We start from the raw sequence: 24353 nt of genomic DNA, 5'->3' as shown, positions 1-24353 counted from the left end.
CCGGGACCCGGCCCGGGGCACGACTCTCAGGACGACGAGGTGATGGTGGCGGAGCCGAGGACGGTGTCCCCGCTGTAGAGGACGGCCGCCTGACCCGCCGCCACGCCGGTCGCCGGGGAGTCCAGCGCGATGTGCAGGACGCCGCCGGAGAGCTGGACGCGGCAGCCGTACACCTCGCCGTGCGCGCGGAGCTGGACCTGGCAGGCCAGCGGCTCGTGCGGCTCCCCCACCGGCCCGTTGAAGATCGGGCGCTCGGCCACGATCGCCCGCACGGCCAGCGACTCGCGCGGGCCCACGGTGACCGTGTTGGACACCGGCTCGATGGACAGCACGTACCTCGGGCGGCCGTCGGAGGTCGGGCGGTCCAGCCGCAGGCCCTTGCGCTGGCCGATCGTGTAGCCGTACGCGCCCTCGTGGGTGCCGAGGACCGCACCGGTCTCGTCCACGATCGGGCCGCGCTCGGCGCCGAGCCGCTCGGCCAGGAAGCCGCGGGTGTCGCCGTCGGCGATGAAGCAGATGTCGTGGCTGTCGGGCTTGTCGGCCACGGTCAGGCCGCGGGCGGCGGCCTCCTCACGCACCTGCGCCTTGGTGGAGCCGCCCAGCGGGAAGATCGCGTGGGAGAGCTGGTCGCGCGTCAGCACGCCGAGGACGTACGACTGGTCCTTGCCCGCGTCGACGCTCCGGCGCAGCACCCCGTCCTCCAGGCGGGCGTGGTGGCCGGTGGCGACCGCGTCGAAGCCGAGGGCCAGCGCCCGGTCGAGCACGGCCTCGAACTTGATCTTCTCGTTGCAGCGCAGACAGGGATTCGGGGTGCGGCCCGCGGCGTACTCGCTGACGAAGTCCTCGACGACGTCGCGGTGGAACCGCTCGGCCATGTCCCAGACGTAGAAGGGGATGCCGATGACGTCGGCGGCCCGGCGGGCGTCGCGGGAGTCCTCCAGCGTGCAGCAGCCGCGCGCGCCGGTGCGGTACGACTTGGGGTTCGACGAGAGCGCCAGGTGAACCCCGGTGACGTCGTACCCGGCCTCGGCGATCCGGGCCGCGGCCACCGCGGAGTCGACGCCGCCGGACATGGCGGCAAGCACACGAAGACTCATAACACTCCCGAGATTACCCTGCCCACGACCCCCCTCGGGTATCCGCGCACGGCCTCCGGCCGAAGACCGGCTCACTCCCCATGGGGCGCGGCGGCGGCGTCGTGGGCTGTCAGGGTGAGCACGGCGCTGAGCGCGGCGGCGCCGTCGAGGAGGGCTTGGGAGCGCGCCGCGATGCCGGCGTCTCTGGCGGCCAGCGCGGTGGCGACCTCGTCCAGCCGGCGGGCGCGGCGTAGCTCCGGCATCAGGGCCCGGAGCGGTGCGATGCGGTAACCGGCCCTGCGGAGCTGGTGAACGATCCGGGCGTCCCGCACCTGGGCCGGTGTGTAGCGTCGCGTCCCCCGGACGGGGTCGCGGTCCGGGACGACGAGGTCCTCCGCGTCCCAGTGCCGCAGCGTCGACGGGCGCACACCGAGCGCGGCGGCGAGTTCGGAGACGCTCATCGCGTCCGAGGCGCGCACGTCGTCGACCGGCTCGCCGGAGATCGCCTGGACGGCCTGCCTGGCCTGCCGGAGTTCCGTGCGTTCCGCGTCGAGCCGGGCGTGCGCCGCGTCGAGGAGGGCGAGCACCTCCGAGGCGGGGAACCCATGAGCGGTCCGGACGATCTTCTTGGCCTCGGCCGGACCCGCGCCCGCCGCCAGGGCGCGGTAGGCCAGCGCGGACCGCAGGTGTATCTCCCCGTAGACCCGGTAGCCCGCGCCGGTGCGCGCCGCCGGCGGCAGCACGCCGTCGCGCTCCAGATTGCGCACCTGTTGCACGGAGCACCCGGCACGCCGTGCGACATCGACGGTGCGCATGCCATGCGATTGGCGACCTGACACGGGAAAACTCCTCGATATCCACCACGAAGTCTCCACAAGCACTTCAATGCCACGCTAGAACACATGACCATGGAAGAGATCATCGGCCTCGTCGGCGGCCTGGACGGCGTCCTGACCCTCAGGCCGGGGCCCGGTGACGGCACGCCGGAGCTCGCCTGGGGCGACACGTTCTTCTACTACTCGCCCGACGGCGTCGTCCCGACGACGACCCAGCCCTTCGCGACGATCGTGACCAAGAACTACCCCGACGACGAGGCGTCGCGGCTGGACCGGCCGGGCGTCTTCCGCGTGAACGTCTCCGCCGGGAAAGAGGAGTTCGTCCGGTGGACCGGTCACGCGCCCCGGGAACCGGCCGCCGCGGACGCCGACCCCGCCGCCGCCGACACCGTGATCGCCCATCCCGTCTACGGCACGCTCGGCTGGCTGGCGGTGGTGAACCCGGGCCCGCGCACCGAGGCGGCGACCCGTGAGCTGCTGGGCACGGCCTATCGCCTCGCCCGCGCACGCCATGAGCGGCGCGCGGGCGTGCCGGACAGCTGATCGTCCTGTCGCCGCGCCTTCACAGGCCGGAAAGGCGAACGTGTCCACGTTGGCGTTCGCCGGTGACGGCTGGGAGGATCCATGCCCATGGAATTCTTCGGGCAGGAGAGCGACCAGGGCCGCCAGGGGGACGCCGCCGTCGTCGATTTCTGGGTCTGGTGGGCGCGGACGCGGCCGCAGGTCGACGCGCTGCTGGAGGCCGACGACGCTTCGGGGGCGGGCGAGCTGCTCGCCTCGGCGGTCGCGGCCGTCGATCCCGGGCTGGTCGCCGAGATCACGCCGGGCCGGGAGGCGCTGCGGTCGCTGGTGGTTTCCTGCGACGGCGATCCCGAGCTGCGCCCGCTCGCGCACCGCTGGGCGCGCGCGGCGCCGCCGCCGGACGCGCTGTGGGAGTTCCACCCGTCACGGCAGGCGTCCTCACACCCGGCCGATCTCGTGCTGGAGGTGGACGGGCGCGAGTTCGCCCTGGGCAAGCTGGTGCTGGGCCTGCGGGTGCCGCCCGGCGCGCCCCGCATGGACATCTCCGCTTATCACCCGATTTTTCCGGACTTGGGGGACGAGGACCGTGCCGCCGCGGCCTTCCTCGCGCTCGACCGGCTGATCGGCGAGGACGAGGTCGCCCGCTGGATCGGCGACGTCACCGCCGCCACGGCCCCGCCCATCGACGCCGTCCCGGCCATCTACCTGCCCACCATGGTCGCCGACCTGGCCGCCGAGCACCAGGGCGAGCAGTGGGCCCTGCTCACCGGGCAGACGGCCGGCGGAGCGCCCCTGGTCGCCGCCACGCGCTACCCCCTGCGCCCGGTGGACCACCCCCTCTTCGACCGGCACATCGCGATCACCCTGCCGTACGCCGAACGCGACGCGGACGGCCTGCCCGCCGGAGACGCGCCCGAGGCGCTGCGCGCCTTCGAGGAGCGGCTGACCACGCGGCTCGGCGACACCGCCCTGCTCGCCGTCCACATGAGCAGCGAGGGCAACCGGGTCCTGCACGTCTACGCCGACCCGTCCACCGACGCCGTCCAGCGCGCCGAGGACGTGGCCGAGACCTGGACCGAGGGCACCCCGACCGTCGAGTCCACCCCCGACCCCGGCTGGCTCGTCGTCTCCCCCTTCCTGACCTGACCGCCCCGCCGCGTCAGTCCTTGATCACCAGGCCCATCGAGCGTGCGGTGCCCGCGATGATCTTCTCGGCCTGGGCGAGGTCGGTGGTGTTCAGGTCGGGCATCTTCGTGCGGGCCACCTCGCGGAGCGCCTCGCGGGTGATCGACCCGGCGTCCTGATGGCCGGGGCGGGGGCTGCCCGCCTGGAGGCCCGCGGCGTGGCGCAGCAGCGAGGCCGTGGTGGGCATCTTGGTGACGAGGTCGAACGAGCGGTCCTCGTACACGGTGATCTCGGCGGGGACCACGAAGCCCCGCCGGCCCTCGGTCTCGGCGTTGTACCTGCGGCAGAAGTCCATCAGGTTGATGCCGAGCGGCCCCAGGTCCTTCCCGACCGTCGCGGGACTGGCCTCCCCCGCCCTGACCTGCAGTTTCACGACTCTGGTGACCTTGTTCTTCGCCATGTCGGAAACCGTAAAGTGTCCAGTTACTGGAGGCTCAACTGGAATAATCGGGCGTATGACCAGGCCGCCTGACACGTACACGATCGGCCAGCTCTCACGGCTGTCCGGCCTGCCCGTCAAGACCATCCGCTTCTACTCCGACGCCGGAGTCCTGCCGGAGCGCGACCGCACCCCCGCCGGCTACCGCCTGTACGGCGAGGCCGACGTCGCGCGCCTCGAACTCGTCCGCACGCTGCGCGAGATCGGCGTCGGCCTCGCCACGATCCGCTCCCTGGGCGAGCGCGATCTCCGCCAGGTGCTCGACCTGCACCTGCGCACCGTGGAGTCCCAGCTCAAGAGCCTCCAGCGCACCCGCGCCGTGCTACGGGCGACGCTGGAGCGCGGCGACCCCTCCGAGGAGGACCTGCGCAGGCTGAACACCCTGGGCCGCATCGGCGCCGCCGAGCGGGACGCGCTGCTGGACTCGTTCGTGGCCGAGGTCGGCGGCGGCGTCGGCGCGCGCGAGCAGTGGCTGACGTGCCTGCGCGAGGCGATGATGCCCGAACTGCCGCCCGAGCCGACCATCGAACAGCTCGACGCCTGGCTGGAACTGGTCGACCTGCTCTCCGACGACGACTACCGCACCGCGCTGCGCCGGCAGAGCGAGGATTACTGGGACCGGCGCGAAGGCGGCTTCGACGCGAAGGGGTGGCAGGAGACGAACGCCGCCGTCGTCGCGGTGGTGCGGGCCGCCATCGCCGAGGGCGTCGAGCCCGGCACACCCGAGGCGGCCCCCGTCCTCGACCGGGTGGTGGCCCTCCTCGCGCGGATGCACGGAGCCGAGGACGGCCCCGAACTACGCCGCACGCTGGCACGCGGCTACGAGGAACACGACCCCCGCGCCGAACACCAGTGGCGCCTGGTGGCCGTCATCAACGGCACCCCCTGGCCTCCACCCGAGACGATCGCCCACCACTGGATCGCCAGGGCCCTCGGCGTGACCGTTCCCCCCTCCTGACGGGCGGCCCGGGACGCTAGGACACCCCGGCCCGCCGGGCGCGTTCGACGGCGCCGGGGAGGACGGCGAGCAAGGCGTCGATGTCGGCGCGGGTGGAGGTGTGGCCGAGGGAGAAGCGGAGGGAGCCGCGGGCGCGGGTGGCGTCGGCGCCCATGGCGAGGAGGACATGGGAGGGCTGGGCGACGCCGGCGGAGCAGGCCGAGCCGGTGGAGCACTCCACGCCCTTGGCGTCGAGCAGCATCAGCAGCGCGTCGCCCTCGCAGCCGGGGAAGGAGAAGTGCGCGTTGCCGGGCAGGCGGTCCTCGGGGTGGCCGTTGAGGATCACGTCGGGGACGGCCGTCCTGACCCGGGCGATCAGCTCGTCGCGCAGGGCGGTCAGCCGCGCGGCGTGCTCCTCGCGGTGGTCCACGGCCGCGCGCACGGCGGCGGCGAAACCGGCGATGGCGGGGGCGTCGAGCGTGCCGGAGCGCACGTCGCGCTCCTGGCCGCCGCCGTGCAGCACGGGGACGGGGTCGGTCCCCCTGGCCAGCAGCAGCGCGCCCACGCCCATGGGGCCGCCCAGCTTGTGCCCGGACAGGGCCAGCGCCTGGGCGCCCGAGGCGGCGAAGGACACCGGGAGCTGCCCGACGGCCTGCACGGCGTCGGTGTGGAACGGGATGCCGTGCCCGGCGGCGATGGCGGCCAGTTCGGCGACCGGCTGGACGGTGCCGACCTCGTTGTTGGCCCACATGACGCTGACCAGCGCCACGCCGCCGGGGTCGCGTTCGACGGCCGCGCGCAGCGTGTCCGGATGGACGCGGCCGTGCTCGTCGACCTCCAGCGACTCGATCACGGCGTCCTGCCGTTCGCCGAGCCAGTGCGCGGGGTCGAGGGCGGCGTGGTGCTCGACGGCGCTGATCAGGATGCGATGGGCGCCGCGGGCGATGTGGCGGGCCCAGTAGAGGCCCTTGATGGCGAGGTTGTCGGCCTCGGTGCCGCCCGAGGTGAAGACGACCTCGCTGGGCCGCGCGCCGAGGGCGTCGGCGACGGTCTCGCGCGACTCTTCGACGACCCGGCGCGCGCGGCGTCCGGCGGCGTGGAGGGATGAGGCGTTTCCGACCCGCGCGAGTTGAGCGGTCATCGCCTCGATCGCTTCGGGGAGCATCGGCGTGGTCGCCGCGTGGTCTAGGTATGCCATGGCCCCTTCAGGGTACCCACGTTTGCCGACTGTACCGTCCGGACGGTACAGTAGCGGACGTGCGGAGAGACGAGCTTTTGAACGCGGCGGAGGAGCTGCTGGCCGAGCAGGGGGCCACGTGCCTCACGCTGTCGGCCGTGGCCGAGCGCGCCGGCGTCAGCAAAGGCGGTCTGCTCTACCACTTCAGCACGAAAGAGGCCCTGATCAAGGGCATGATCGAGCGGCTGATCGCCGACTTCGACGAGCTGGTGGCCGCCCAGGACGAGAGCTCCTACACCCGTGCCTACCTCGCGGCGACGCTCACGGCGGTCCGCAGCGGGCGGCTCCGGCGGTGGGCCGTCGTCACGGGCGCGGCGGGGGACCCCCAGTTATTGGCCCCGATGCGCGAGGCGATGGCCCGATGGCATCGCGAGGGCATGGAGTCCGAGTCCGACCCCGTCGCCGCCGGCATCGTCCGCCTCACCTGTGAGGGGCTGTGGGACGTCGTGACCCACGATCCCGCCTTCTACGCCGACGAGCAGTACGAGGAGCTGCACCGCAGGCTCCTGGCGATCCTCCCCGGTTCCTGACCTTCCCGACGTCCCGGACGCCGTGACCCGGCCGGAGCCCTTCCGGCCCGCCGCCGCGTGCCACCTCCCCCGGCACGCCGCCCCTTCCCCCTCGGCGTCCGCGTCACCTTCCCCCACTTCCCCCACTGCCACTCCAACTCCGAGCCGTCCAGCGGCCCGGCATCGGCATGCCCGGTTCCCCGGGTCTCGCCCCTCCCCCATGCCCGTACGCATCCCGCCGCCGCCGGGACGGCCCGGCGACCGATCGAACCACTGTTGAAAGGAACTTGTGATGACGCGCGACCTGAGGGTCGCCCGCAACCGGGCGCTCCTCACCTTCGTCCTGGCCGGCCTGATGTGCGGGACGTTCACCGTCCGCATCCCGGCGCTGTCCGACAAACTCGGCATGTCCGAGGCGTCGGTGGGCGTCGTGCTCCTCGCGTGGGGGGTCGGGGCGCTCGTGACGATGCAGGCGATGCGCGGCGTGATGGCACGGGCCGGCAGCCGCGCGGTCCTGCGCGTCGGGGCCCCGCTGACCGCGGCGTCCCTGGCGGGCGTCGCGTTCGCCCCCTCGGTGCCGTGGCTGATCGCCGCGGCGGCGGTGTTCGGCATGGCGTTCGGCGCGGTGGACATCGCCATGAACGCGCAGGGCTCGACGGTGGAGCGCGCGTTCGGGCGTCCGCTGATGAACGGCATGCACGCCGGGTGGTGCGTGGGGGCCATGGCGGCGGGAGCGCTCGGCACGGTGGCCATCACGACGGGCGTGTCCTTCTCCGCCAACCTCGTGGCCGTCGCCGTGGTCTCGGCGCCGATGGCGTTCCTGCTCAGCAGGGGCTACCTGCCCGACCCCGCCGCCCACACCCCGTCCGGCGAGCGCGCGCGGCGCAGGGTTCCCCCGGTCGTGTACCTGCTCGGCGTCATCGCGTTCTGCGCGTTCATGGTCGAGGGTGCCGTCGCCGACTGGAACGGGCTGTTCCTGCGGGACACGGTGGGCGCGCCGGAGGCGGTGGCCGCGCTGGGGTATCCGATCTTCGAGGCCGGCATGCTGGCCGCCCGCCTCGCGGGCGACCGGCTGCGCCTCCGCATCGGCACGCGCCGCCTGATCATCCTCTCCGGGCTCGGCACGGCCGTGGCGTTCGCACTGGTCATCGCCACGTCGTCCGCGCTGGTCGCCGTGCCGGGCATGCTGCTCATCGGCGTCGCCGTCGCCACCGTCTCGCCGATGGCGATCTCACTGGCGGGCTCCGCCACCGCCACGCCGGGCCCGGCGATCGCGCAGACCGGCGCCATGGGGTACGCCGGCCTGCTCCTCGGACCCGTGGTGATCGGCTTCCTGAGCCACGCCGCGACGCTGCGGACCGCGCTCGGCGTGGCGGTCGTGCTCGGCGTGCTGATCGCGGTGGCGGCCAGGTTCCTGCCCCGCGGTCCCGCCGTGGCCGAGATCACCCCGATCCCGGAGCGCCGCGCGGAACCCGTCAAGCTGGCCGCCTGACCCCGCTCGCTCCGACCGCTCCGACCGCCCGCGCGTCCGGGGCGGTCAGAGCGGCGCGAGCAGGTGGCCGTCGGCCCGGACGAGCTCGCCGGTCACCGCGCCGTTGGCCGCCGAGCAGAGGAAGACGACCACGGCGGCGACCTCCGCGGCCGTGGTCGTCCTCTTCGTCGCGGCGGCGGCCGCGGCCTTGGCGATGACCTCTTCTGGCATGTCATGCTCGTCGACGACGAACCCGGACATGACCACGTTCGTAAGGATTCCCGCGCCGGCCAGCTCGCGCGACATCGTCCGCGCCAGCCCGTGCAGGCCGGACTTCGGCGTGACGTACGACGAGCTGCCCGGCCGGCCGTCCTCCACCAGGCCGGTGGAGATGTGGACGATCCTGCCCCAGCCGTTGCGGCGCATCGGCCCGACGACGGTCCGGGACAGCACGTAGTGGCCGAGGAGGTTGGCCTCCAGCGAGGCCCGCATCATCGCGACCGGCGCGGTCTCGAACACCTCGCCGGGCGCGGGGAACCCGGGCCAGGCCACCGCGTTGTTCACCAGGACGTCCACCCCGCCGTAGGCCCCGACGACCTCGGCCGCCGCGGCCTCGACGGACGCCTGGTCGCCGAGGTCGATCCGCACGGTGCTCGCCCGCCCGCCGCGCTTCTCCACCAGCTCGGCGGTGCGCGCGGCCCCCGCCTCGTCGGAGTGGTAGCCGACGGCGACCGTCGCCCCCTCCGCGCCGAACCCCGCCGCGATCGCCCGCCCGATGTTCCGCGACCCCCCGGTGACCAGCACCGTCTTTCCCAACAGTCCCAGGTCCATGACCCCCACCTTTCGTTAGCCGACTAACAGAATTCCCTAGTCGGCTAACGATGTCAATCGCGCCACGACCGCAGCGCCCCCGCCGTCCCGGCGGGCATGCGAACGGCGCCGCACCCGTGACGTGATCGGGTGCGGCGCCGTTCGGAACCGCGTTGGATGGCGCCCTTCCCGCCCTTCCCGTTCCGGGCGGGCGGCGGCGGTTACTTGCGCTTCTGGACCTCTTCGGTGAGCTGGGGGACGATCTGGTGCAGGTCGCCCACGATGCCGTAGTCGGCCAGCTCGAAGATCGGGGCCTCGGGGTCCTTGTTGATCGCCACGATGGTCTTGGCGGTCTGCATGCCGGCCCGGTGCTGGATGGCGCCGGAGATGCCCGCGGCGATGTAGAGCTGCGGCGACACGGTCTTGCCCGTCTGCCCGACCTGGAACTGGTGCGGGTACCAGCCGGCGTCGGTCGCGGCGCGCGAGGCGCCGACGGCCGCGCCGAGCGCGTCGGCCAGCTTCTCGATGATCGCGAAGTTCTCCGCGGAGCCGACGCCGCGCCCGCCGGAGACGACGATCGCGGCCTCGGTCAGCTCGGGACGCGCGCCCTTGTCCTGGGCGACGCGCTCCACCACCCGGGCGGCCTTGGCGGCGTCCGACAGCTCGACCTCGACCTGCTCCTCGGCCCCGGCCCCCGCCGACGCCTCGGGCGCGGTGGAGTTCGGCCGCACGGCGACGATCGGCGTGCCCTTGACGACCTTGGACCTGACGTTGACGCCGCCGCCGAAGATGGACTGCTCGGCCACGAGAGCGTCGCTCAGGCCCACCGCGTCGGTGAGGACGCCGGAGTCGGTCTTGATCGCCAGGCGTCCCGCGACCTCCTTGCCCTCGGCGGTCGCGGCCACCAGGACCGCCGCCGGGGACGCGGAGGAGACGAGCCGGGCGAGCAGCTCGGCCTTCGGCGCGACGACGTGGTCGGCGATGTCCTGCGAGCCCGCCACGTAGATCTTGTCGGCGCCGTACTCGGCCAGCCGCGCCTTGGCGGCCTCGGAGTAGCCGGGACCGGCCCACACCGCCGACGGGCTGCCGAGCGTGCGGGCCAGCGTCAGCAGTTCGAGGGTGACCTTCTTGACCTCTCCGTCGACGTGCTCGACGAGAACCAGGATCTCAGCCATCGGGGCCCTCTCAGATGAACTTCTTCGACGCGAGGTACTCGGCGGCCTTGGCGCCGCCGTCCCCCTCGTCCTTGACGATGGTGCCGGCCGCGCGCGGGGGCGCGACGGCGAAGTCGGCCACCTCGCTCCAGGCGCCGGAGAGGCCGACCTGGGCGGCGTCGATCTCGGCGTCGGCGATGCCGAGCGTCTGCACCGGCTTCTTCTTGGCGGCCATGATGCCCTTGAAGGACGGGTAGCGCGGCTCGTTGATCTTCTCGACCACGGAGACGATGGCGGGCAGCGAGGCCTGCACGCGGTCGAAGCCGTAGTCGGTGAGGCGCTCGATGGTGATCGAGGAGCCGTCGATCTCGACCTTGCGGGCCAGCGTGAGCTGCGGGGCGCCGAGGCGCTCGGCCAGCATGGCGGCGAGCACGCCGGTGCGCGCGTCGGTGGACTCCGAGCCGAGGATGACCAGGTCGAAGCCGATCTTCTTCAGCGTCTGGGCCAGCGCGTAGGAGGTGGAGAGGGCGTCGGAGCCGTGCAGGGCGTCGTCGACGAGGTGGACGGCCTTGTCCGCGCCCATGGCCAGCGCCTTGCGGATCGTGTCGGTGGCCTTGTCCGGCCCCATGGTGAGCACGGTCACCTCGCCGCCGTGGGCTTCCTTGATCTTGAGTGCCTCTTCGACGGCGTATTCGCACAGCTCGTTGATGACGCCGTCCGCGGCGTCACGGTCGAGCGTGTTGTCCTTGGCGTTCAGCTTGCGCTCGGTCGCCGTGTCGGGGACCTGCTTCACGCAGACGACGATGTTCATGGCCGGTGGCCGACCTCCCGTTTCGCTGGCGCCACCGCATCGCTGGGATGGCGTCGATTCCCTCGGCACGTGCGCGCGGGGCACGCGCACGTCGTACGAACCGCCCCGGTGATCGGCACCGGAGGCTCCTTCAGCCTGTCATGGGCCCGGGAGCGCCACGACAGCGGGTGCCACAGGGCGAGTCGCCCCTGCACACAACTTTATTTTACATGTTACCCGCTAGTAACCTGACGGCGACCCCGGCGGTCGCGCGGCTCACCACGGAGCCCGGGACATCCCTTCCCGAGTCTACCGAACTTTATTCCAGAACATTGCTCGGAAGGGGTGCTCAGCTCGCGAACGCGATCGTCACGAGCACGACCATCACGGTGCCGAGCGCGAGCACCAGCGTGAACGGGCTGAACAGGGCCGTGAGCAGCGCGTACAGCCCGACGGTACCCGCCCCGGCCACCAGGTCGAACACCACGCGCGGCCTGGACCTGGCCACGACGCCGAACCCCGCGTCCACCAGCACCCCGACCCCGTACGCCGCGAGGACCAGCACCGACAGCTCCGAGACGTAGCCGTGCGCCGCCGCGGCCACCAGGCCGGACACCACGCCCGAGCCCACCACCCAGCGCTTCCTGACCTTCTCGCGCTGCCGCGCGTGCGCGGAGTCCACCGCGCCCGCGGCCCCGCGCCGGGCGGCGGGACGCCACTCCTCGGTCGGAGGCTCGCCGCCGGGCACGCTCCTGCGCGGCGGCGGCACCACGACCTGCGGGAGCGGGGCGCCGAGCCGGGCGCACAGGTCGCGGGCGGTGGGCCGCGCGGCGGGGTCGGGGCGCAGGCACTCCTCCAGCAGCGGGGCCAGCCAGGACGGCACGTCGGCCAGGTCCGGCTCGCCGTGCACGACGCGGTAGGCCACCGCGGGCGCGGGCCCGGTGCCGTACGGCTGGCGGCCCGAGGCGGCGTAGGCCATCGTGGCGCCGAAGGAGAACACGTCGGCCGCCGGACCCGTCTCGCGGCCCTCCAGCAGCTCGGGGGCCAGATAGCCGGGGGTGCCGAGCACCGCGCCCGACGCCGTCACCGAGGCCGAGTCGAGCGCGTACGCGATGCCGAAGTCGATGACGTGCGGCTCGCCGTCCGCGATGATCACGTTCGCGGGCTTGAGGTCGCGGTGCACCACCCCCGCCGCGTGGACGGCCGCCAGGGCCTCGGCGAGCCCCGCGGCGAGCCGCTGCAGATCGTCCCCTCTGACCGGCCCGCCCGCCGCCACGACCGCGCCGAGCGCGCGGCCCTGGACGTACCGGGTGACCAGGTAGGGCCGGGGGCCGGACATCGAGGCGTCCAGCACCTCGGCGATGTGCGGGCCGCGCACGAGCCGCATGGTCTCGACCTCGCGGCCGAGCCTGGCGAGCGCGACCTCGTCGGAGGCGACGTGCGGATGCAGGACCTTCACCGCCACCGTGTGCCCCTCGGGGTCGAGGGCCAGGTGGACCTCGCCGAACCCGCCCGCCCCGAGCCGGGACAGCAGACGGTACGGGCCGAGTTGCTCGGCCGCCGGCACGCTCATGCGACTCCTTCCGGCCCACCCCGCTCACATCGTGCCTTCGGCAGCCTCATTTCCACACTCACCCTGGAGGAAACGATGACCCTCCCGGGTCATTTCCCCCAGAACGCCAGAAAACCAAGGCCCAGGTCCTTCAAAAGGCTCTTGACCAAGCCCCCGATCAGCCCCGTCGCGCTGTGCTGGGCCGACGCGCTCAGCGACGCGATGGCCTGCGACGGCGGCCGCCAGGGCACCCACGACGGCACCGCGGAGACGGCCGTCACCACCGCGAAGAACGCCACGGTGCCCACGATGATCGTCGCCACCATGCCCGCCCCCGGGCTGCGGATCACCGCGGTCAGCGTGCGGGCCACCGCCTTGCGGGGCTTGCTCCCCCCGGGCAGCAGGAACAGCCCGGCGACGAACGCCGAGGCCCCCCAGGCCGCCGCGGAATCGGTGCTCATGTCGCCGAGGAAGCGCAGCCCGCCCCAGACGCAGACGCCGAGCATCGCCGCCAGCGGCGTGATCACGATCGTGGCCAGCGTCGCCTTCACCAGCGCCCACGGGGTGCCCAGCACGGCCAGCAGAGGATCGCTCGCGCTGCTCCCCCGCACCGAGCGGCGCTCGGCCAGGTCTCCCCACAGGTTCTCGCCGACGCGCAGGCACAGCACCACGACCACCATGAAGACGCCGACCAGCACGGGCAGCAGGCGCGCGCCGGTGACCGCGACCACCAGCAGCGCCGCGGCGAGCACAGGGTGTCCGGCGCGGTAGCGGGGACGGTCGGGCCTGGCCTCGCCCTCGGGGCCGCGACGCGGATCGGGCCGGTAGGGCTCGGGCTGGTACGGCCGGGGCGCGGTCGGCGGCGGCGCCGAGCCCCGGGTCGCGCCCGGCGCGGGCGGAGGCGGCGGGTAGGCGACCCGCTGGTCCGGGTACGGCGGCGGGCCGTACGGGGCGGGCGGGTAGGCCGGAGGCGGCGCGAACGCGGCCGGGGAGGCGGGCGGCGGCGCGGGGGGCGGCGAGGTGGCGGGCGGGGAGGAGGCGGACGCCGTCACCCGGCCGCGCCGGCGCTCGGGCTCGGCGTAGCGCACCGGCGGAAGCAGGTCGGAGAAGCTGTCGTCCTTGGCGAGCTTCTCCCGCGTGGTCCGCGGCCCCTCCTCCACGGCGGCCTCGTCCAGGACGCGCGTCCCGTCGCTCAGCACCCGGGTGCCGTCGCCGAGCACACGGGTGCCGTCGTCCAGGACACGGGTGCCGTCGCCGAGGACGGGAGCGCCCTCGTCCAGGGCGCGCGTGCGGTCGTCCGCGCCGGGAGCGGGCGGGGCCATGACGCCGCGCACCCGGCCCGCGCTCTGCCCGTTGCCGGGCGAGCCGCCGAGCTTGCGGGTGTCGCCGCCGCGCGCCGGGGTCTCCTGCAGCGCGGTCAGGGTCGGGTCCAGCGACCGGCTCATCGCCAGCAGGCGCCGGGCGTCGGGACGCGAGCCGGGCTCGACCGCGAGCGCCGCGCGCAGCCAGCCGCGCAGCCAGACCGGGGCCTGGTCGATGTTGGCCCGGCCCTCCATGATGTTGTAGCAGACCGACTCGAACGAGCCCGTGCCGTACGGCGGCTTGCCGGTCGCGCCGAAGAACACCGTGGCGGCCAGCGCGTGCACGTCCGCCGCCTGCGTGATCTCCTCGTCCCTGATGATCTCGGGGGCCAGGTAGCCCGGGGTGCCGACGAACATGCCGGTCTGGGTCAGCCGCGTCGCGTTGACCAGGTGGGCGATGCCGAAGTCGATCACCAGCGGGTCGCCGTCCACGAGCATGACGTTCGCGGGCTTGATGTCCCGGTGGATCACGTCCGCCGCGTGGATCGCGATCAGCGCCTCGCACAGCCCCCGCGCCAGCCGTACGACCCCCGCCGCCGGCAGGGGCCCGTCGGTCAGCACGGTCTCCTCCAGCGTGCGGCCCGGGGCGAACCTGGTCACGATGTAGGGAGTGCGCCCGACGAGCTCGGCGTCGAGCACCGCGGCCACGCGCGGGCTGCGCACCCGGCGCATGGTCTCGACCTCGCGGGTCAGACGGTCGCGGGCCTTGAGGTCGGCGGCCACGTGCGGGTGCAGCACCTTGACCGCGACCTGCCTGCCCTCCTCGTCCAGGCTCAGGTGGACGATGCCCATGCCGCCCTCGCCGAGCCGGCGCAGCAGCCGGTAAGGGCCGAGTCTTTCCATCGTCTCCCGCGCCGTTTCGCTCGTCATTCCCCCGTCATGCCTTCCCTCGAAGCTCGCCGAGCCTCTCCAGCAACTCGCTCATGTCCACTGGACTCCAGACTGCATCGCCGATCGGCCTGACGAGCGAGACGACGGCATACAGCGCCGCGCCGGCGGCCAGGACCCCGAGCACGCAGGTTACGGCGACCGCCGCGCCCTTGGAGGGCGAAGCGGAGGCGAACGTCCTGGTGAGCTGGCGGCCAGGACCCACCACGCCGGGCCCGGCGCAGACGACCGCGAGGCTGACCGCGACCCCCCAGCTCAGGACCGTCCCCATCGGGACGGACCTGGCCAGGAACGCCAGCACGAGCGCGACGGGCACCCCGAGGATCAGACCGTACGGCAGGAGCGCGACGGTGAGGCCGACGGATTTGACGAGCGCGCCCGGCCGTCCGAGCACGCGCAGCACGTCCCCCGCGGCCGCCTTGAGCGGGCGCGCGGCGTTCAGGCCGGGCTGGGCGATGTCGGCGGCGCGCAGCAGCACGGCGGCCACGACCACCAGCGCGGCGACGATCACGGGCGCCGCCACGGCTGCGCCGATGACGATGAGCAACGTGAACAGGCTCGCCACGCCGTACACCGGTCCGGAGGCCAGGGCCCCGGCGGCCAGATCCTGCGCGTCCGAGGGCAGGCGCACCGTGGGGGGGTACGCCGGGACCTGCTGCTGGCGGACGTGCGGCGTCTTCTCGAAGATGTCGGGCGACGCCTCGAACAGCGCCTGGTGGTAGGACCTCGGCGGCTGACCGGCGGCGTGCCGCCCCTGCGCCGGAGCGGCCCCGGTAGCCCGGTCGCGCGGCACGCCGTACCCCTGCTGCGCGCCGGTGCCCGGAGCGTGGGGGGACGCGGAACCGGAGGCGTGCGAGCCCGCGGAACCAGGGGCGTGCGGGGACGCGGAGCCGGGCGCCTGAGGGGAGGCGGTGCCGGGGGTGTGCCGGGGCGCCTGGCCGGGCGTGGCGCCCGGCGGGGAGCGGTGCCCGGCCGCGTCCACCTCGCCGGGCCGCACCCGGCGGGTGGGCACCTCGCCCTGGTCGTAGGAGCCGGGCCGGGCCTCGGTCCACGGGCGGGACGGCGCGGGCGGCGCAAAGCGCGTGGGCAGATCGCCCTCGGCGGCCCGTGCGGCGTCGACGCCCGGGCCCGGGCGTACGGTCGGCGCCTCGCGGGACAGCCCCACGTCGCGCAGTTCCTCGCCGGTGACCCGGACCGTCGGCCACGGGTCGCCGGGACCGGCCCCCTGGGGCACGTCGCCGAGCAGCGAGACGTACTCCCCCGCCTGCGTCCCCACGGCCTCCCTGGGCCCCCCGGGCCCGGACGCGGGAACGCCGGCGGCTCCGGTGGCCGGGCCGGGCAGGAGGGAATGTCCGGTGTCGGACAGCAGGGAGTGTCCGGTGCGCGGCGGCACGGCGGGGCCCTGGCCCGTGGGCGGGCCCGCGACCGGCGACCCGGTGAGCCCGGTGGCCGGCGAGCCCGCGACCGGGACGCCCGCGGGCCCCGTGAGCGGAGTCGCGCCCGACGGACCCGCGACAGGAGTCCCCGTCCCCAACGGACCGGCGACGGGAGTGCCCGCGGCCGGGTTGCTCGTGAGGGGGCCGCCCGCGGGGGACGGCCCCGTGCGCACCGGGCGGGTGCCCGGGGGCGGGCCCAGGTGGGGCTGGCCTTCCCCCATGTCCGGGACCGTCATGATGTCGTCGGGGACGTTCGCGCGGCCCCCGCGCGGGGGGACCAGCCGGACGAGCTGGGTGGCGAGCTGGGCCGCCGTGGGACGCTTGGCCGGGTCGCGGTGGAAGGCGGCGCGCAGCAGCGGGCGCAGCAGCGCGGGCGCGGCGTCGACGTTGGCCCGTCCCGCCGTGATGTTGTAGAAGATCATCTCCAGCGTGCCCTTGCCGAAGGGCGGCTGGCCCGTCGCCGCGTAGAGCACGGTGCCCGCCCAGGCGTGCACGTCCACCTCGGGCCCGGCCTCGTGACCCTCGATGATCTCCGGCGCGAGGTACCCGGGGGTGCCGATGAACATGCCGGTCTGGGTGAGCCGGGTGGCGTCGACGGCCTGCGCGATGCCGAAGTCGATGAGGACGGGTTCCCCGTCCAGCAGCAGGACGTTGCCCGGCTTGAGGTCGCGGTGGATGACCCCGGCCGCGTGCACGGCCGCCAGCGCCTCGGCCACGCCGTGCGCCACCCGCACCAGCGCGCCCACCGCGAGGGCGCCGTCACGTTTGACCGTGTCGTCCAGGGGCATTCCCGGCACGTACCGGGTCACGATGTAGGGACGGCTGCCGGTCACGTCGGCGTCGAGCACCTCGGCGATGTTGCGGCTGCGCACGCGCCGCATGGTCTCGACCTCGCGCGCGAGCCTGCGGCGCGCGACGTCGTCCTGGGTCACCTCGGCGCGCAGCACCTTGACGGCGACCTGCCGCCCCTGGGAGTCGAGTGCGAGGTGCACCACGCCCATGCCGCCCTCGCCGAGCCGCCGGAGCAGCCGGTAAGGGCCCAATCGGTCGTCATGTTTCATCTGATCTCCGGCGGTGCCCCGGTATTCATGTCCGGAGGAAAGCGCCTTGCTCCAATTGTCACATTTCGTGTACCGAGCGCAATGCCCAAGAGCATCGGCCGGCGATCGACGGCATGGCCCACCGCCCGAACCACGTGCCACCCCCGCGGACGCCCCACGTCACCGGCCGATCGGCGGCCCCACCCCTGACGGCGGCCACCGGTTCGCCCTCCCAGCCTCCGGTGGACATGCGAGTGCGCCACGGACGAACGCCCGTGGTCCTTGACGGCACGTAGCACCATACCGGCTTAAACCCCACACATAAGTGAACCATGAGGCCACATTCCCGGTAATACAACGGCCCAACCGGTGCCAACGGTTTCCCGGAACCGGAAAAAACTCGCCGCGATGTCCTTCTACCTGGCGAGGGACAGAACCTCCGCGGTCTTCAGCCGCGTCAGGGCCTCCCCCGCGAGCGCCAGCTTCGAGCCGCGGATCCCGCTGCCGATGACCACCAGCGGCCGCCGCGCGACCTCGGAGTCCACCAGCACGGGCCAGTCGTCGGGCAGCCCGAGCGGCGTGATGCCGCCGAACTCCATGCCCGACATCTCGACGGCGTCCTCCTGCGGGGCGAAGGAGGTCTTGCGCGCGTCCAGATGGCGGCGGATCACCCCGTTCACGTCGGCCCGCATGGTGGCCAGCACCATGACGGCCGCGTACCGGGTCTCGCCTCCCCGCTTGGCCGCCACGATCACGCAGTTCGCCGAGTCCTCCAGCGCCACCTCGTACCGCTCGCAGAAGGCCGCGGTGTCGGCCAGCTCGGGGTCGATCGGCGTCACCACGACGTCCTCGGTCAGGGCGTCCACGGCGCGGGCCACGGGCGCGGCGAGCAGGTCGCGCCGGTCCTTCGCCGGCACCCAGTCGAGCGTGCCCAGCCTCACGGGTCATGCCTCCTTCAGTACGCGGTGATGAAGCTCGGTCACCACCTTACGGGCGGACTCGAAGGCGCCCGCCTGCCACGCGATGAGCTGGGTGAGCCAGTCGCCGGCGAAGTAGACCCGCCCGGCCGGGCGCTGGAGCAGCGAGAAGCCGTTCCTCGACGGCCAGCTCACCCACGCGCCCTCGATGTGCGGCTGGCGCCGCCAGGCGATCGACACCGAGGCCAGAATCCCCTTGGCGTACGCCGGGCCGTGGACCTTCGCCCCCTGGGCCAGCGCCTGCCGCAGCCGCCGGGCGTGGGGCAGGTCGTCGTAGGTCTGGGCGTCGACGGCGGTGTTGTAGTAGCCGACGACCAGGCCCCGCTCGCCGTGGAACCCGTACGACGGGTACCAGATGTGCCCGATGTCCAGGTCGGTCTCGGTGGCGCCGCCGTAGATGCGGTCCTCGATCTCCCACCAGCGCCGGCGGTACTCCAGCCCCAGTTTGCCCGCCGACATCGGCACCGGCGTGGCCAGCGCGGCGACGACGTCGGCCCCGAGGTTGCCGGAGATCCTCGCCATGACGTGCGGGGGCAGGGTAGCGACGCAGTAGTCCGCCCGCAGGACGCCGGCGCCCTCGATCGTCACCTCCACGCCGTCCGGCCTGTTCATGATCCGCGTGACGCGGGCGCCGGTCCTGACGCGGCCCTCCCCGACGCGGGCCGCCAGCGCGCGCACGATCGCGTCCATGCCGCCGACCGGCTGGAACATCGGCATCGCCTGGTCGTAGCCCGCGTCCATGGTGAGCACCCGGCCGAGGCGCTCGCTGAGCAGCCGGGTCAGCGGGGGCGGCGTCCCGAGATCGGCGCCCGGCCGCACCCCCGGATCGACGCGGAACCCCCGGCGCTCGCCCCCGGTGTACTCGTGCTCGGGGCCGATGTCGCCGAAGTGGGAGAGGAAGTCCAGCAGGCCCTCTTTGTCGGCCTGGGTGAGCCGGGCGTCGAGCGCTCCGGCGTCGGTGGCCTTGGCCAGCAGCTCGGAGATGTATCCGTAGGCGTCGGCACGGGCCGTGCGGACGCGCACCGGCCGCCGCATCCCCTCGGTGAGGAGATAGGCGGAGGCGTTGGTGTTGACGAACACCTCCAGGGGCACGCCCAGCTCGCGGCAGTAGTCGAGCGTCACCATCCACTGCGCGATACGGGCCGGGCCCGCGTTGAAGTACGTCCCCGCGCCGAAGCCCACCCGCTGCGTCTCGCCCAGCGCGCCGGGCGCCGTCGGTGCCGCGGCGCTCGCCCCGCCCGCCGCGGGCCGTCCATCCAGACCGCTCACCGCCTGCTGGGCCGGGTTCGCGGCCAGTTCGCTCAGGGTGTCCCCGCCGCGCAGGGTGAGGCTGCGCCCGCCGATCCCGTCCCGCGCCTCCAGGACCGTGCAGTGGTATCCAGCCTTGCCGAGCTCGTACGCGCACGCCAGCCCCGCCACCCCCGCGCCCAGCACGAGCACCGTCGCCGGACGCCCGCCGCGCAGCGCGAAGTCCGACCGCTGCGGCGGCACGTACGGCGTCGGCGCGGACGCGCCGCCCGTCGCGGGCACCGGGGTCGTGGTCTCCGACGGCGCGAGGCCGAGCACGCCCATCGCCGCGTACATCGCGCCCGCGCCGCCCGCCGCGCCGATGCCGACGAGCAGGGCACGCCGCGTCAGACCGTCCGCGGCGCGGCGCGGTAACCCTTCGCTCTCCTCCATGGGGTCAGCCGTACCGCCCGCTGTCGCAGGCCACCCGGCCGGCGATCGTCGCGAACAGGCCGAGCAGCGCCATGATGTCGCGGAAGTCCTCGGTGGTGAACTCGGTGTGCCGGGGGCCGGCCTGCCGCGTGCCGGGGACCAGCGAACACCCGGCGGCGATGGCCGTCGAGTTCCATTCCACGCCGAGCGTGAACGGCGCGGGGACGACGTACGGGCGGAAGTCGCTCAGGCGGCTCAGCGCGCGGGCCGCGCCCTCGCGGATGAGGGTGTGCGCGGCGCTCGGCGTGAGCAGCTCGGCGGAGAACCGGTCGATGCCCTTCTTGACCGCGACGGTCTCGACGTCCCCGAGCAGCGCGCGGGCCTCCTCGCACACGGCCTCGTCGCCGGTCACCAGCGCCACCGGCACGCCGAGGAAGCCGGCGTACCCGGCCACCAGCGCGGTCTCGCCGCACACCTCGCCGTTGAGGTAGACGTTCAGGATCTCCTTGCCCATCCAGGTGTGGTTGAGCACGCCGTGCTGGACGCCCGCGCGGGCGTGGTACCCGGCGAAGATCGCGGCCTGGCAGTCACCGTCCAGGCCCTGGCCCATGCGCATCGGCTTTCCTGGACCGCGGATCAGGGACGCGCGCGGGTCGAGCAGGTCGATCCGGAGGTTCTTGGTGGAGCCGTGGGCGTCGTTGACGACCACCGACGTCGCGCCCGCCTCGCAGGCCCCGGCGATGACGGCGTTGGCGTCGGCGGTCATGAGCTCGCAGCCGCGCTCGTAGCCGCGGCCACCGGCGTGCATCTCCTCCGGGTCGGTGAGCCCGGTCACGCCCTCCATATCGACCGACACATAAACCTTCATCGCCGTCCCCAGTTTTCCACCCTTTCGATGTCGTCAGTGCCCATATAGCCGAAATCCCGGACCATGATCGCCTCGATGGTCTTCCGCCACGGTTCCGGCACCTCCTCGACGGCCGGAGGGTAGCACCGCTCCAGCCACGCCGTGGACTCCCGCGTCGCCTGAAGGTACTCGGCGGCCCTGGCGAACGGCGTGCCCTCGATCCCGGGGACGTGCGCGCAGCCGTACTCGATCATCTCCTGGCCGCCGTACGGCGGGGGCTGCTGCCACTTGCGCGCCACCGGACGGTCGGCGGTGATCGCGGTCCGCATCGGCCGCCGCTCGATCGCCGCCTGGATCAACTCCTTGTACAGGCACTTCCCGCACCGCCCGCACGGGCCGTTCATGTCGCCGCGCAGGCACCACCGCACCTGATCCTTGAGTTCCGAGTTCAGGGCGATCCGCATCGTCATCGCCTCGCTGATCCCCGCCACGGGCAACACGATCGGCAGCCCCGCGGCGGCGAACAACCGCCCCCACGGACCGTGCCCCGACCACATCGGGTTGTCGGGCGTGTAGCGGTGCACGTACCGGCCCCCGCCCAGCCACCGGGACCCGATCTCGTACCCGAGCGCGATCCCCCCGAGATCCATCGCGTCGGCCGACAGCAGCGCGCCGACCGTCACCGCGTGGTGCTCGGGATATCCGGGACGAGGACTCTTGAGCAGGAACTCCAGATCCGACTCCACGACGGTGACGTCCCGCCCCGTCTTGACCGCCAACCCGGCCAGCACATCGGACCGATAATGCGTCCAGCGATTCGGAATCCGGGGATGGCTCACCCGTCGAAAGTGAACAAGCGGCGCCTCCGGCAGCAACGCCGCCACCGCCACCGAATCCGCCCCACCGCTGTAGGAGATCGCCAGCCGGCTCCCCTGCCGGGCCCCAGGCGCGCCGACCGGTCCGACCTCGATCCCCCATCCGCCGTACAAAGCCTCGGCGAACCCCGCGGACACGGGCCGATCGAACTCGATCCTCCCCCGGGCCCAGGGCGCGACGACCGTCCACGCGGCGAGCGCGAGCAGATCAGGATGCACGGACCCGGGATCGGCCGACCGCGGCGTACGAACCCGGCAGGAGTCGGTCGCCAACTCGACCTCCTGCCCATCGGTCACGCTCCCGACGAGCCCTTCCCCGCCCCCCAGTCGCAACCGCAGCCGCCACTCCCCACCTTCAGCGGCCCACGCGACCCTCATGACGCCGCCTCACGCGTCCCCGCGCGGCGCGGGTCCATCCGTGGCCGGCCGGTCGCCCTCGCGGATCTCCTCGACGGCCTGCCAGAGCAGCACGTCGGCCTGCAGCAGATGATCGACGGCCGAGGCGGTCTCGGTGGCGAGCCGATGGGTCTCCACGACCTTGGCCCCGAGCACGGGATCGGCGGCCTTGACCGGCGCCGCCGCACTCTCCACGCGCTTGCGCAGCTGCCCGACCTCCCGGCGCAACTCGCCCAGCTCACGCTTGAGCGCCTGCACCTCCCACAGGGCGTCCTTGACGTCCTGCCGGTGATCGGCCCTGGTCACGTACCGCCCATCGAACCGCCGGAGCACAGCGCGCCACACCCCGGAAGGCACCAAAGCCCGCAACCCAAACCCCGCCATGACCGGCAACCCTAGCGCCAAACCATGATCTACCCGAACCACTCAAACCTCAGTCGGGCACGACTTCCCGGCCAGGCCCGCCTGCACTTGATACGACCGTCTCCCAGGTAAGCCCGGCACACCCCGCTCGTTCCCACCTTTCGCAAGTCATCCTCGGCAATGTGGGAACTTCAGCTCCGGGCCTCTTGCCGATCTTCCGGTCTCGGTTGCAGGCGGACCTCTTGGCGCGCCTGTATCTCGCGGCCGACCGGGAGTTCTCGATCAGCGAGTTCGCCGCGGCTCTCGCCCATCCCGTCAGCACGACGCAGCGTGAAGCCGATCGGCTGGTAGGGGCCGGACTGCTGCGGGAACGAAGGATCGGACGGACGCGACTGCTCCAGGCCAACACCGAGGCGGCCAGTTATCGACCCCTGACCCAGCTCCTCGCCGTCTCGTTCGGCGCCCCTGCCATCATCGGCGAGCAGTTCGCCGGCATCGCGGGCATTCGCGAACTGGTGATCTTCGGTTCCTGGGCGGCCAGATACCATGGCGAGCCCGGTCCCCAGCCTCGCGACGTCGACCTGCTCGTCATCGGCTGCCCTTCCCGGGGGGACGTGTACGACTCCGCCGAACGCGCCGAGCAGCGCATAGGACTTTCCGTCGATCCCGTGATACGCAGCGTGTCCGCGTGGGAGTCCGGCCAGGACGGGCTGGTCCGACAGATCAAGGGATCCCGCATGTTCGAGATCACACATTCTCCAAGAGGGGACGACTCCAGTGCGGTGGACCCTGGGTGAAGAAGTCATCCAGCGCCTCATCTCAGACCGCGAACTCCAGCGGGTGCCTTTAGCTCGCGACATGGCCGCTTCCACCCGCTGGTCTCCTCACACGCCGTCCAGAGGAGGGAGCATCCTCCGCGACCAGGAAAGGGCCGTCACGATCGTGGCGGCCCGCACGCTGGGGGTCGAAGGGGGCGGGAGCCCCCTGGGAAAGCAGCCCGAGCCGGAGGCGAGGACCTTTTCCTGGACGGTGGATACTCCGGTTCCTAGACGGTGGGGGCTCCGGTCAGCGGCCGGTGAAAGTGGGCTTGGTTTTTTCGGTGAAAGCCTTCAGGCCGGTGTGGGCGTCTTCGGTGGCGAAGAGGGCGGAGAAGTGGAGGCGTTCTATTTCGAGGCCGGTGTCGAGGTCGGTTTCGAGGCCGTGGTCGATGGCCTGCTTGGCGGCGCGGAGGGCCAGGGGCGGGGCGTCGGCGAAGCGCTCGGCCAGGGCGAGGGACGCGGTGTAGACGTCGGCGTCGGGGACGACCTTGTCGACCAGGCCGATGGCGAGGGACTCGGCGGCGTCGACGTGGCGGCCGGTGAAGACGAGGTCCTTGGCGCGGGCGGGGCCGATCAGGCGGGGCAGGCGCTGGGTGCCGCCGGCGCCGGGGATGATGCCGAGGGCGATCTCGGGCTGGCCGAGCTTGGCGCCCTCTCCGGCGACGCGGAAGTCGGCGCACAGGGCCAGCTCGCAGCCGCCGCCCAGGGCGTACCCCGTGACGGCCGCGATGACGGGCTTGCCGATCTTGGCGACGGCGGTGAAGCACGCCTGGAGGCCGCCGGAATGGGCGGACATCTCGGCGTACCCCATGTGGGCCATCTCCTTGATGTCCACACCGGCCGCGAACGACCGCTCCCCGCCGTAGATGACGACGGCGCGGATGCCGGGGTCGGCGTCCACCTGACGGGCGGCGTCGCCGAGCTCGGCCTGCATCTGGATGTTGATGGCGTTCATCTTCGGCCGGTCGAGCCGGATGGTCGCGATGCCGCCGGCGGACTCGACGCGTACGAACTCTCCCATGACGCCCTCCTCGGTGGTACGACCCCGCGCCCCGGCGGCACGGCACCACCACGATACGGGCGCGGCGATCGACGACGCCCCCGGGGGATGACCTTGGCCGTCCCCCGGGGGCGTCGTGGATGTGCGGCTTCCCTGCCCTCTCGCTCGAACGAAA

At 73.2% G+C, this 24353-nt stretch carries 22 protein-coding genes; 6 read left to right on the top strand and 16 right to left on the bottom strand.

Going from position 1 to position 24353, the window contains the following annotated elements; translation table 11 throughout:
• Window positions 1-26: 26 nt before the first annotated feature.
• Complete coding sequence (gene mnmA / locus BJ981_RS17485) at window positions 27-1097, bottom strand: tRNA 2-thiouridine(34) synthase MnmA (RefSeq protein ID WP_184612393.1); 1071 nt, start codon at window positions 1095-1097, stop codon at window positions 27-29.
• A 71-nt stretch (window positions 1098-1168) separates the two neighbouring features.
• Window positions 1169-1891: a MerR family transcriptional regulator gene (locus tag BJ981_RS17480; RefSeq protein ID WP_184612392.1), complete on the bottom strand. Its 723-nt coding sequence runs from the start codon at window positions 1889-1891 to the stop codon at window positions 1169-1171.
• An 87-nt stretch (window positions 1892-1978) separates the two neighbouring features.
• On the opposite strand from BJ981_RS17480, the gene BJ981_RS17475 reads away from it, so the two are divergent.
• A complete protein-coding gene (locus BJ981_RS17475; RefSeq protein WP_184612391.1) occupies window positions 1979-2455 on the top strand; it encodes a DUF6194 family protein in 477 nt (158 codons plus the stop codon).
• An 81-nt stretch (window positions 2456-2536) separates the two neighbouring features.
• On the top strand, window positions 2537-3580 hold the full coding sequence (locus BJ981_RS17470; protein WP_239139204.1) for a DUF695 domain-containing protein: 1044 nt from the start codon (window positions 2537-2539) through the stop codon (window positions 3578-3580).
• A 13-nt stretch (window positions 3581-3593) separates the two neighbouring features.
• On the opposite strand, the gene rplK is transcribed toward BJ981_RS17470, so the two are convergent.
• Window positions 3594-4019, bottom strand: coding sequence for a 50S ribosomal protein L11 (gene rplK, locus BJ981_RS17465; RefSeq protein WP_184612390.1), 426 nt, complete (start codon window positions 4017-4019; stop codon window positions 3594-3596).
• Between the two features lie 55 nt (window positions 4020-4074).
• Between rplK and BJ981_RS17460 the strand changes: the two genes are divergently transcribed.
• Complete coding sequence (locus BJ981_RS17460) at window positions 4075-5016, top strand: helix-turn-helix domain-containing protein (RefSeq protein ID WP_184612389.1); 942 nt, start codon at window positions 4075-4077, stop codon at window positions 5014-5016.
• A gap of 16 nt (window positions 5017-5032) precedes the next feature.
• Here the strand turns inward: BJ981_RS17460 and BJ981_RS17455 are convergent, their stop codons facing one another.
• Window positions 5033-6193, bottom strand: a complete 1161-nt coding sequence (locus BJ981_RS17455; RefSeq protein WP_184612388.1) for a cysteine desulfurase family protein — start codon at window positions 6191-6193, stop codon at window positions 5033-5035.
• Between the two features lie 59 nt (window positions 6194-6252).
• Here BJ981_RS17455 and BJ981_RS17450 point away from each other — a divergent pair, with 59 nt between their 5' ends.
• Together BJ981_RS17450 and BJ981_RS17445 are read left to right on the top strand one after the other, a co-directional pair.
• A complete protein-coding gene (locus BJ981_RS17450; protein ID WP_184612387.1) occupies window positions 6253-6762 on the top strand; it encodes a TetR/AcrR family transcriptional regulator in 510 nt (169 codons plus the stop codon).
• 271 nt (window positions 6763-7033) lie between these two features.
• Window positions 7034-8233: an MFS transporter gene (locus BJ981_RS17445; protein ID WP_184612386.1), complete on the top strand. Its 1200-nt coding sequence runs from the start codon at window positions 7034-7036 to the stop codon at window positions 8231-8233.
• A 45-nt stretch (window positions 8234-8278) separates the two neighbouring features.
• Here BJ981_RS17445 and BJ981_RS17440 read toward each other — a convergent pair whose 3' ends face one another.
• The 11 genes from BJ981_RS17440 to BJ981_RS17390 form a co-directional block, all read right to left on the bottom strand.
• Window positions 8279-9043 carry an SDR family NAD(P)-dependent oxidoreductase gene (locus tag BJ981_RS17440; RefSeq protein ID WP_184612385.1) on the bottom strand — a complete coding sequence of 255 codons (765 nt, stop codon included), beginning with the start codon at window positions 9041-9043 and terminating at the stop codon, window positions 8279-8281.
• A 200-nt stretch (window positions 9044-9243) separates the two neighbouring features.
• Window positions 9244-10197, bottom strand: coding sequence for an electron transfer flavoprotein subunit alpha/FixB family protein (locus BJ981_RS17435; protein WP_184612384.1), 954 nt, complete (start codon window positions 10195-10197; stop codon window positions 9244-9246).
• Between the two features lie 10 nt (window positions 10198-10207).
• Window positions 10208-10987 (bottom strand): electron transfer flavoprotein subunit beta/FixA family protein, encoded by a 780-nt coding sequence (locus BJ981_RS17430; RefSeq protein WP_184612383.1) that lies wholly within the window; start codon window positions 10985-10987, stop codon window positions 10208-10210.
• 328 nt (window positions 10988-11315) lie between these two features.
• Window positions 11316-12539, bottom strand: a complete 1224-nt coding sequence (locus tag BJ981_RS17425) for a serine/threonine-protein kinase (protein ID WP_184612382.1) — start codon at window positions 12537-12539, stop codon at window positions 11316-11318.
• 89 nt (window positions 12540-12628) lie between these two features.
• Window positions 12629-14749 carry a serine/threonine-protein kinase gene (locus BJ981_RS17420; RefSeq protein ID WP_184612381.1) on the bottom strand — a complete coding sequence of 707 codons (2121 nt, stop codon included), beginning with the start codon at window positions 14747-14749 and terminating at the stop codon, window positions 12629-12631.
• A gap of 7 nt (window positions 14750-14756) precedes the next feature.
• Window positions 14757-17264 carry a serine/threonine-protein kinase gene (locus BJ981_RS17415; RefSeq protein WP_184612380.1) on the bottom strand — a complete coding sequence of 836 codons (2508 nt, stop codon included), beginning with the start codon at window positions 17262-17264 and terminating at the stop codon, window positions 14757-14759.
• A 395-nt stretch (window positions 17265-17659) separates the two neighbouring features.
• Window positions 17660-18178 carry a YbaK/EbsC family protein gene (locus BJ981_RS17410; protein ID WP_221315158.1) on the bottom strand — a complete coding sequence of 173 codons (519 nt, stop codon included), beginning with the start codon at window positions 18176-18178 and terminating at the stop codon, window positions 17660-17662.
• Window positions 18179-18187: 9 nt separating this feature from the next.
• Window positions 18188-19900, bottom strand: a complete 1713-nt coding sequence (locus BJ981_RS17405; RefSeq protein ID WP_184612378.1) for a flavin monoamine oxidase family protein — start codon at window positions 19898-19900, stop codon at window positions 18188-18190.
• A 4-nt stretch (window positions 19901-19904) separates the two neighbouring features.
• The gene (locus BJ981_RS17400) at window positions 19905-20735 is read right to left on the bottom strand and encodes a M55 family metallopeptidase (RefSeq protein ID WP_239139203.1); all 831 of its coding nucleotides are present in this window, start codon (window positions 20733-20735) and stop codon (window positions 19905-19907) included.
• Window positions 20736-20743: 8 nt separating this feature from the next.
• Window positions 20744-21898, bottom strand: coding sequence for a DUF6395 domain-containing protein (locus tag BJ981_RS17395; RefSeq protein ID WP_239139202.1), 1155 nt, complete (start codon window positions 21896-21898; stop codon window positions 20744-20746).
• Window positions 21899-21988: 90 nt separating this feature from the next.
• The gene (locus tag BJ981_RS17390; RefSeq protein WP_239139201.1) at window positions 21989-22303 is read right to left on the bottom strand and encodes a hypothetical protein; all 315 of its coding nucleotides are present in this window, start codon (window positions 22301-22303) and stop codon (window positions 21989-21991) included.
• Window positions 22304-22602: 299 nt separating this feature from the next.
• Between BJ981_RS17390 and BJ981_RS17385 the strand changes: the two genes are divergently transcribed.
• On the top strand, window positions 22603-23157 hold the full coding sequence (locus tag BJ981_RS17385) for an ArsR family transcriptional regulator (protein ID WP_184612374.1): 555 nt from the start codon (window positions 22603-22605) through the stop codon (window positions 23155-23157).
• Between the two features lie 268 nt (window positions 23158-23425).
• Here the strand turns inward: BJ981_RS17385 and BJ981_RS17380 are convergent, their stop codons facing one another.
• Window positions 23426-24199 carry an enoyl-CoA hydratase/isomerase family protein gene (locus tag BJ981_RS17380; RefSeq protein ID WP_184612373.1) on the bottom strand — a complete coding sequence of 258 codons (774 nt, stop codon included), beginning with the start codon at window positions 24197-24199 and terminating at the stop codon, window positions 23426-23428.
• Window positions 24200-24353 lie beyond the last annotated feature (154 nt).

It is taken from the genome of Sphaerisporangium krabiense, from assembly GCF_014200435.1.
In the GTDB taxonomy this organism is placed as follows: domain Bacteria; phylum Actinomycetota; class Actinomycetes; order Streptosporangiales; family Streptosporangiaceae; genus Sphaerisporangium; species Sphaerisporangium krabiense.
This window is presented reverse-complemented; position numbering and strand designations above follow the sequence as displayed.

What these genes read in the sequence shown, in the direction of transcription:
- mnmA (WP_184612393.1), bottom strand. Translation starts at nt 1,097, where the DNA reads ATGAGTCTTCGTGTGCTTGCCGCCATGTCCGGCGGCGTCGACTCCGCG.
- BJ981_RS17480 (WP_184612392.1), bottom strand. Translation starts at nt 1,891, where the DNA reads ATGCGCACCGTCGATGTCGCACGGCGTGCCGGGTGCTCCGTGCAACAG.
- BJ981_RS17475 (WP_184612391.1), top strand. Translation starts at nt 1,979, where the DNA reads ATGACCATGGAAGAGATCATCGGCCTCGTCGGCGGCCTGGACGGCGTC.
- BJ981_RS17470 (WP_239139204.1), top strand. Translation starts at nt 2,537, where the DNA reads ATGCCCATGGAATTCTTCGGGCAGGAGAGCGACCAGGGCCGCCAGGGG.
- rplK (WP_184612390.1), bottom strand. Translation starts at nt 4,019, where the DNA reads ATGGCGAAGAACAAGGTCACCAGAGTCGTGAAACTGCAGGTCAGGGCG.
- BJ981_RS17460 (WP_184612389.1), top strand. Translation starts at nt 4,075, where the DNA reads ATGACCAGGCCGCCTGACACGTACACGATCGGCCAGCTCTCACGGCTG.
- BJ981_RS17455 (WP_184612388.1), bottom strand. Translation starts at nt 6,193, where the DNA reads ATGGCATACCTAGACCACGCGGCGACCACGCCGATGCTCCCCGAAGCG.
- BJ981_RS17445 (WP_184612386.1), top strand. Translation starts at nt 7,034, where the DNA reads ATGACGCGCGACCTGAGGGTCGCCCGCAACCGGGCGCTCCTCACCTTC.
- BJ981_RS17440 (WP_184612385.1), bottom strand. Translation starts at nt 9,043, where the DNA reads ATGGACCTGGGACTGTTGGGAAAGACGGTGCTGGTCACCGGGGGGTCG.
- BJ981_RS17435 (WP_184612384.1), bottom strand. Translation starts at nt 10,197, where the DNA reads ATGGCTGAGATCCTGGTTCTCGTCGAGCACGTCGACGGAGAGGTCAAG.
- BJ981_RS17430 (WP_184612383.1), bottom strand. Translation starts at nt 10,987, where the DNA reads ATGAACATCGTCGTCTGCGTGAAGCAGGTCCCCGACACGGCGACCGAG.
- BJ981_RS17425 (WP_184612382.1), bottom strand. Translation starts at nt 12,539, where the DNA reads ATGAGCGTGCCGGCGGCCGAGCAACTCGGCCCGTACCGTCTGCTGTCC.
- BJ981_RS17420 (WP_184612381.1), bottom strand. Translation starts at nt 14,749, where the DNA reads ATGACGAGCGAAACGGCGCGGGAGACGATGGAAAGACTCGGCCCTTAC.
- BJ981_RS17415 (WP_184612380.1), bottom strand. Translation starts at nt 17,264, where the DNA reads ATGAAACATGACGACCGATTGGGCCCTTACCGGCTGCTCCGGCGGCTC.
- BJ981_RS17405 (WP_184612378.1), bottom strand. Translation starts at nt 19,900, where the DNA reads ATGGAGGAGAGCGAAGGGTTACCGCGCCGCGCCGCGGACGGTCTGACG.
- BJ981_RS17380 (WP_184612373.1), bottom strand. Translation starts at nt 24,199, where the DNA reads ATGGGAGAGTTCGTACGCGTCGAGTCCGCCGGCGGCATCGCGACCATC.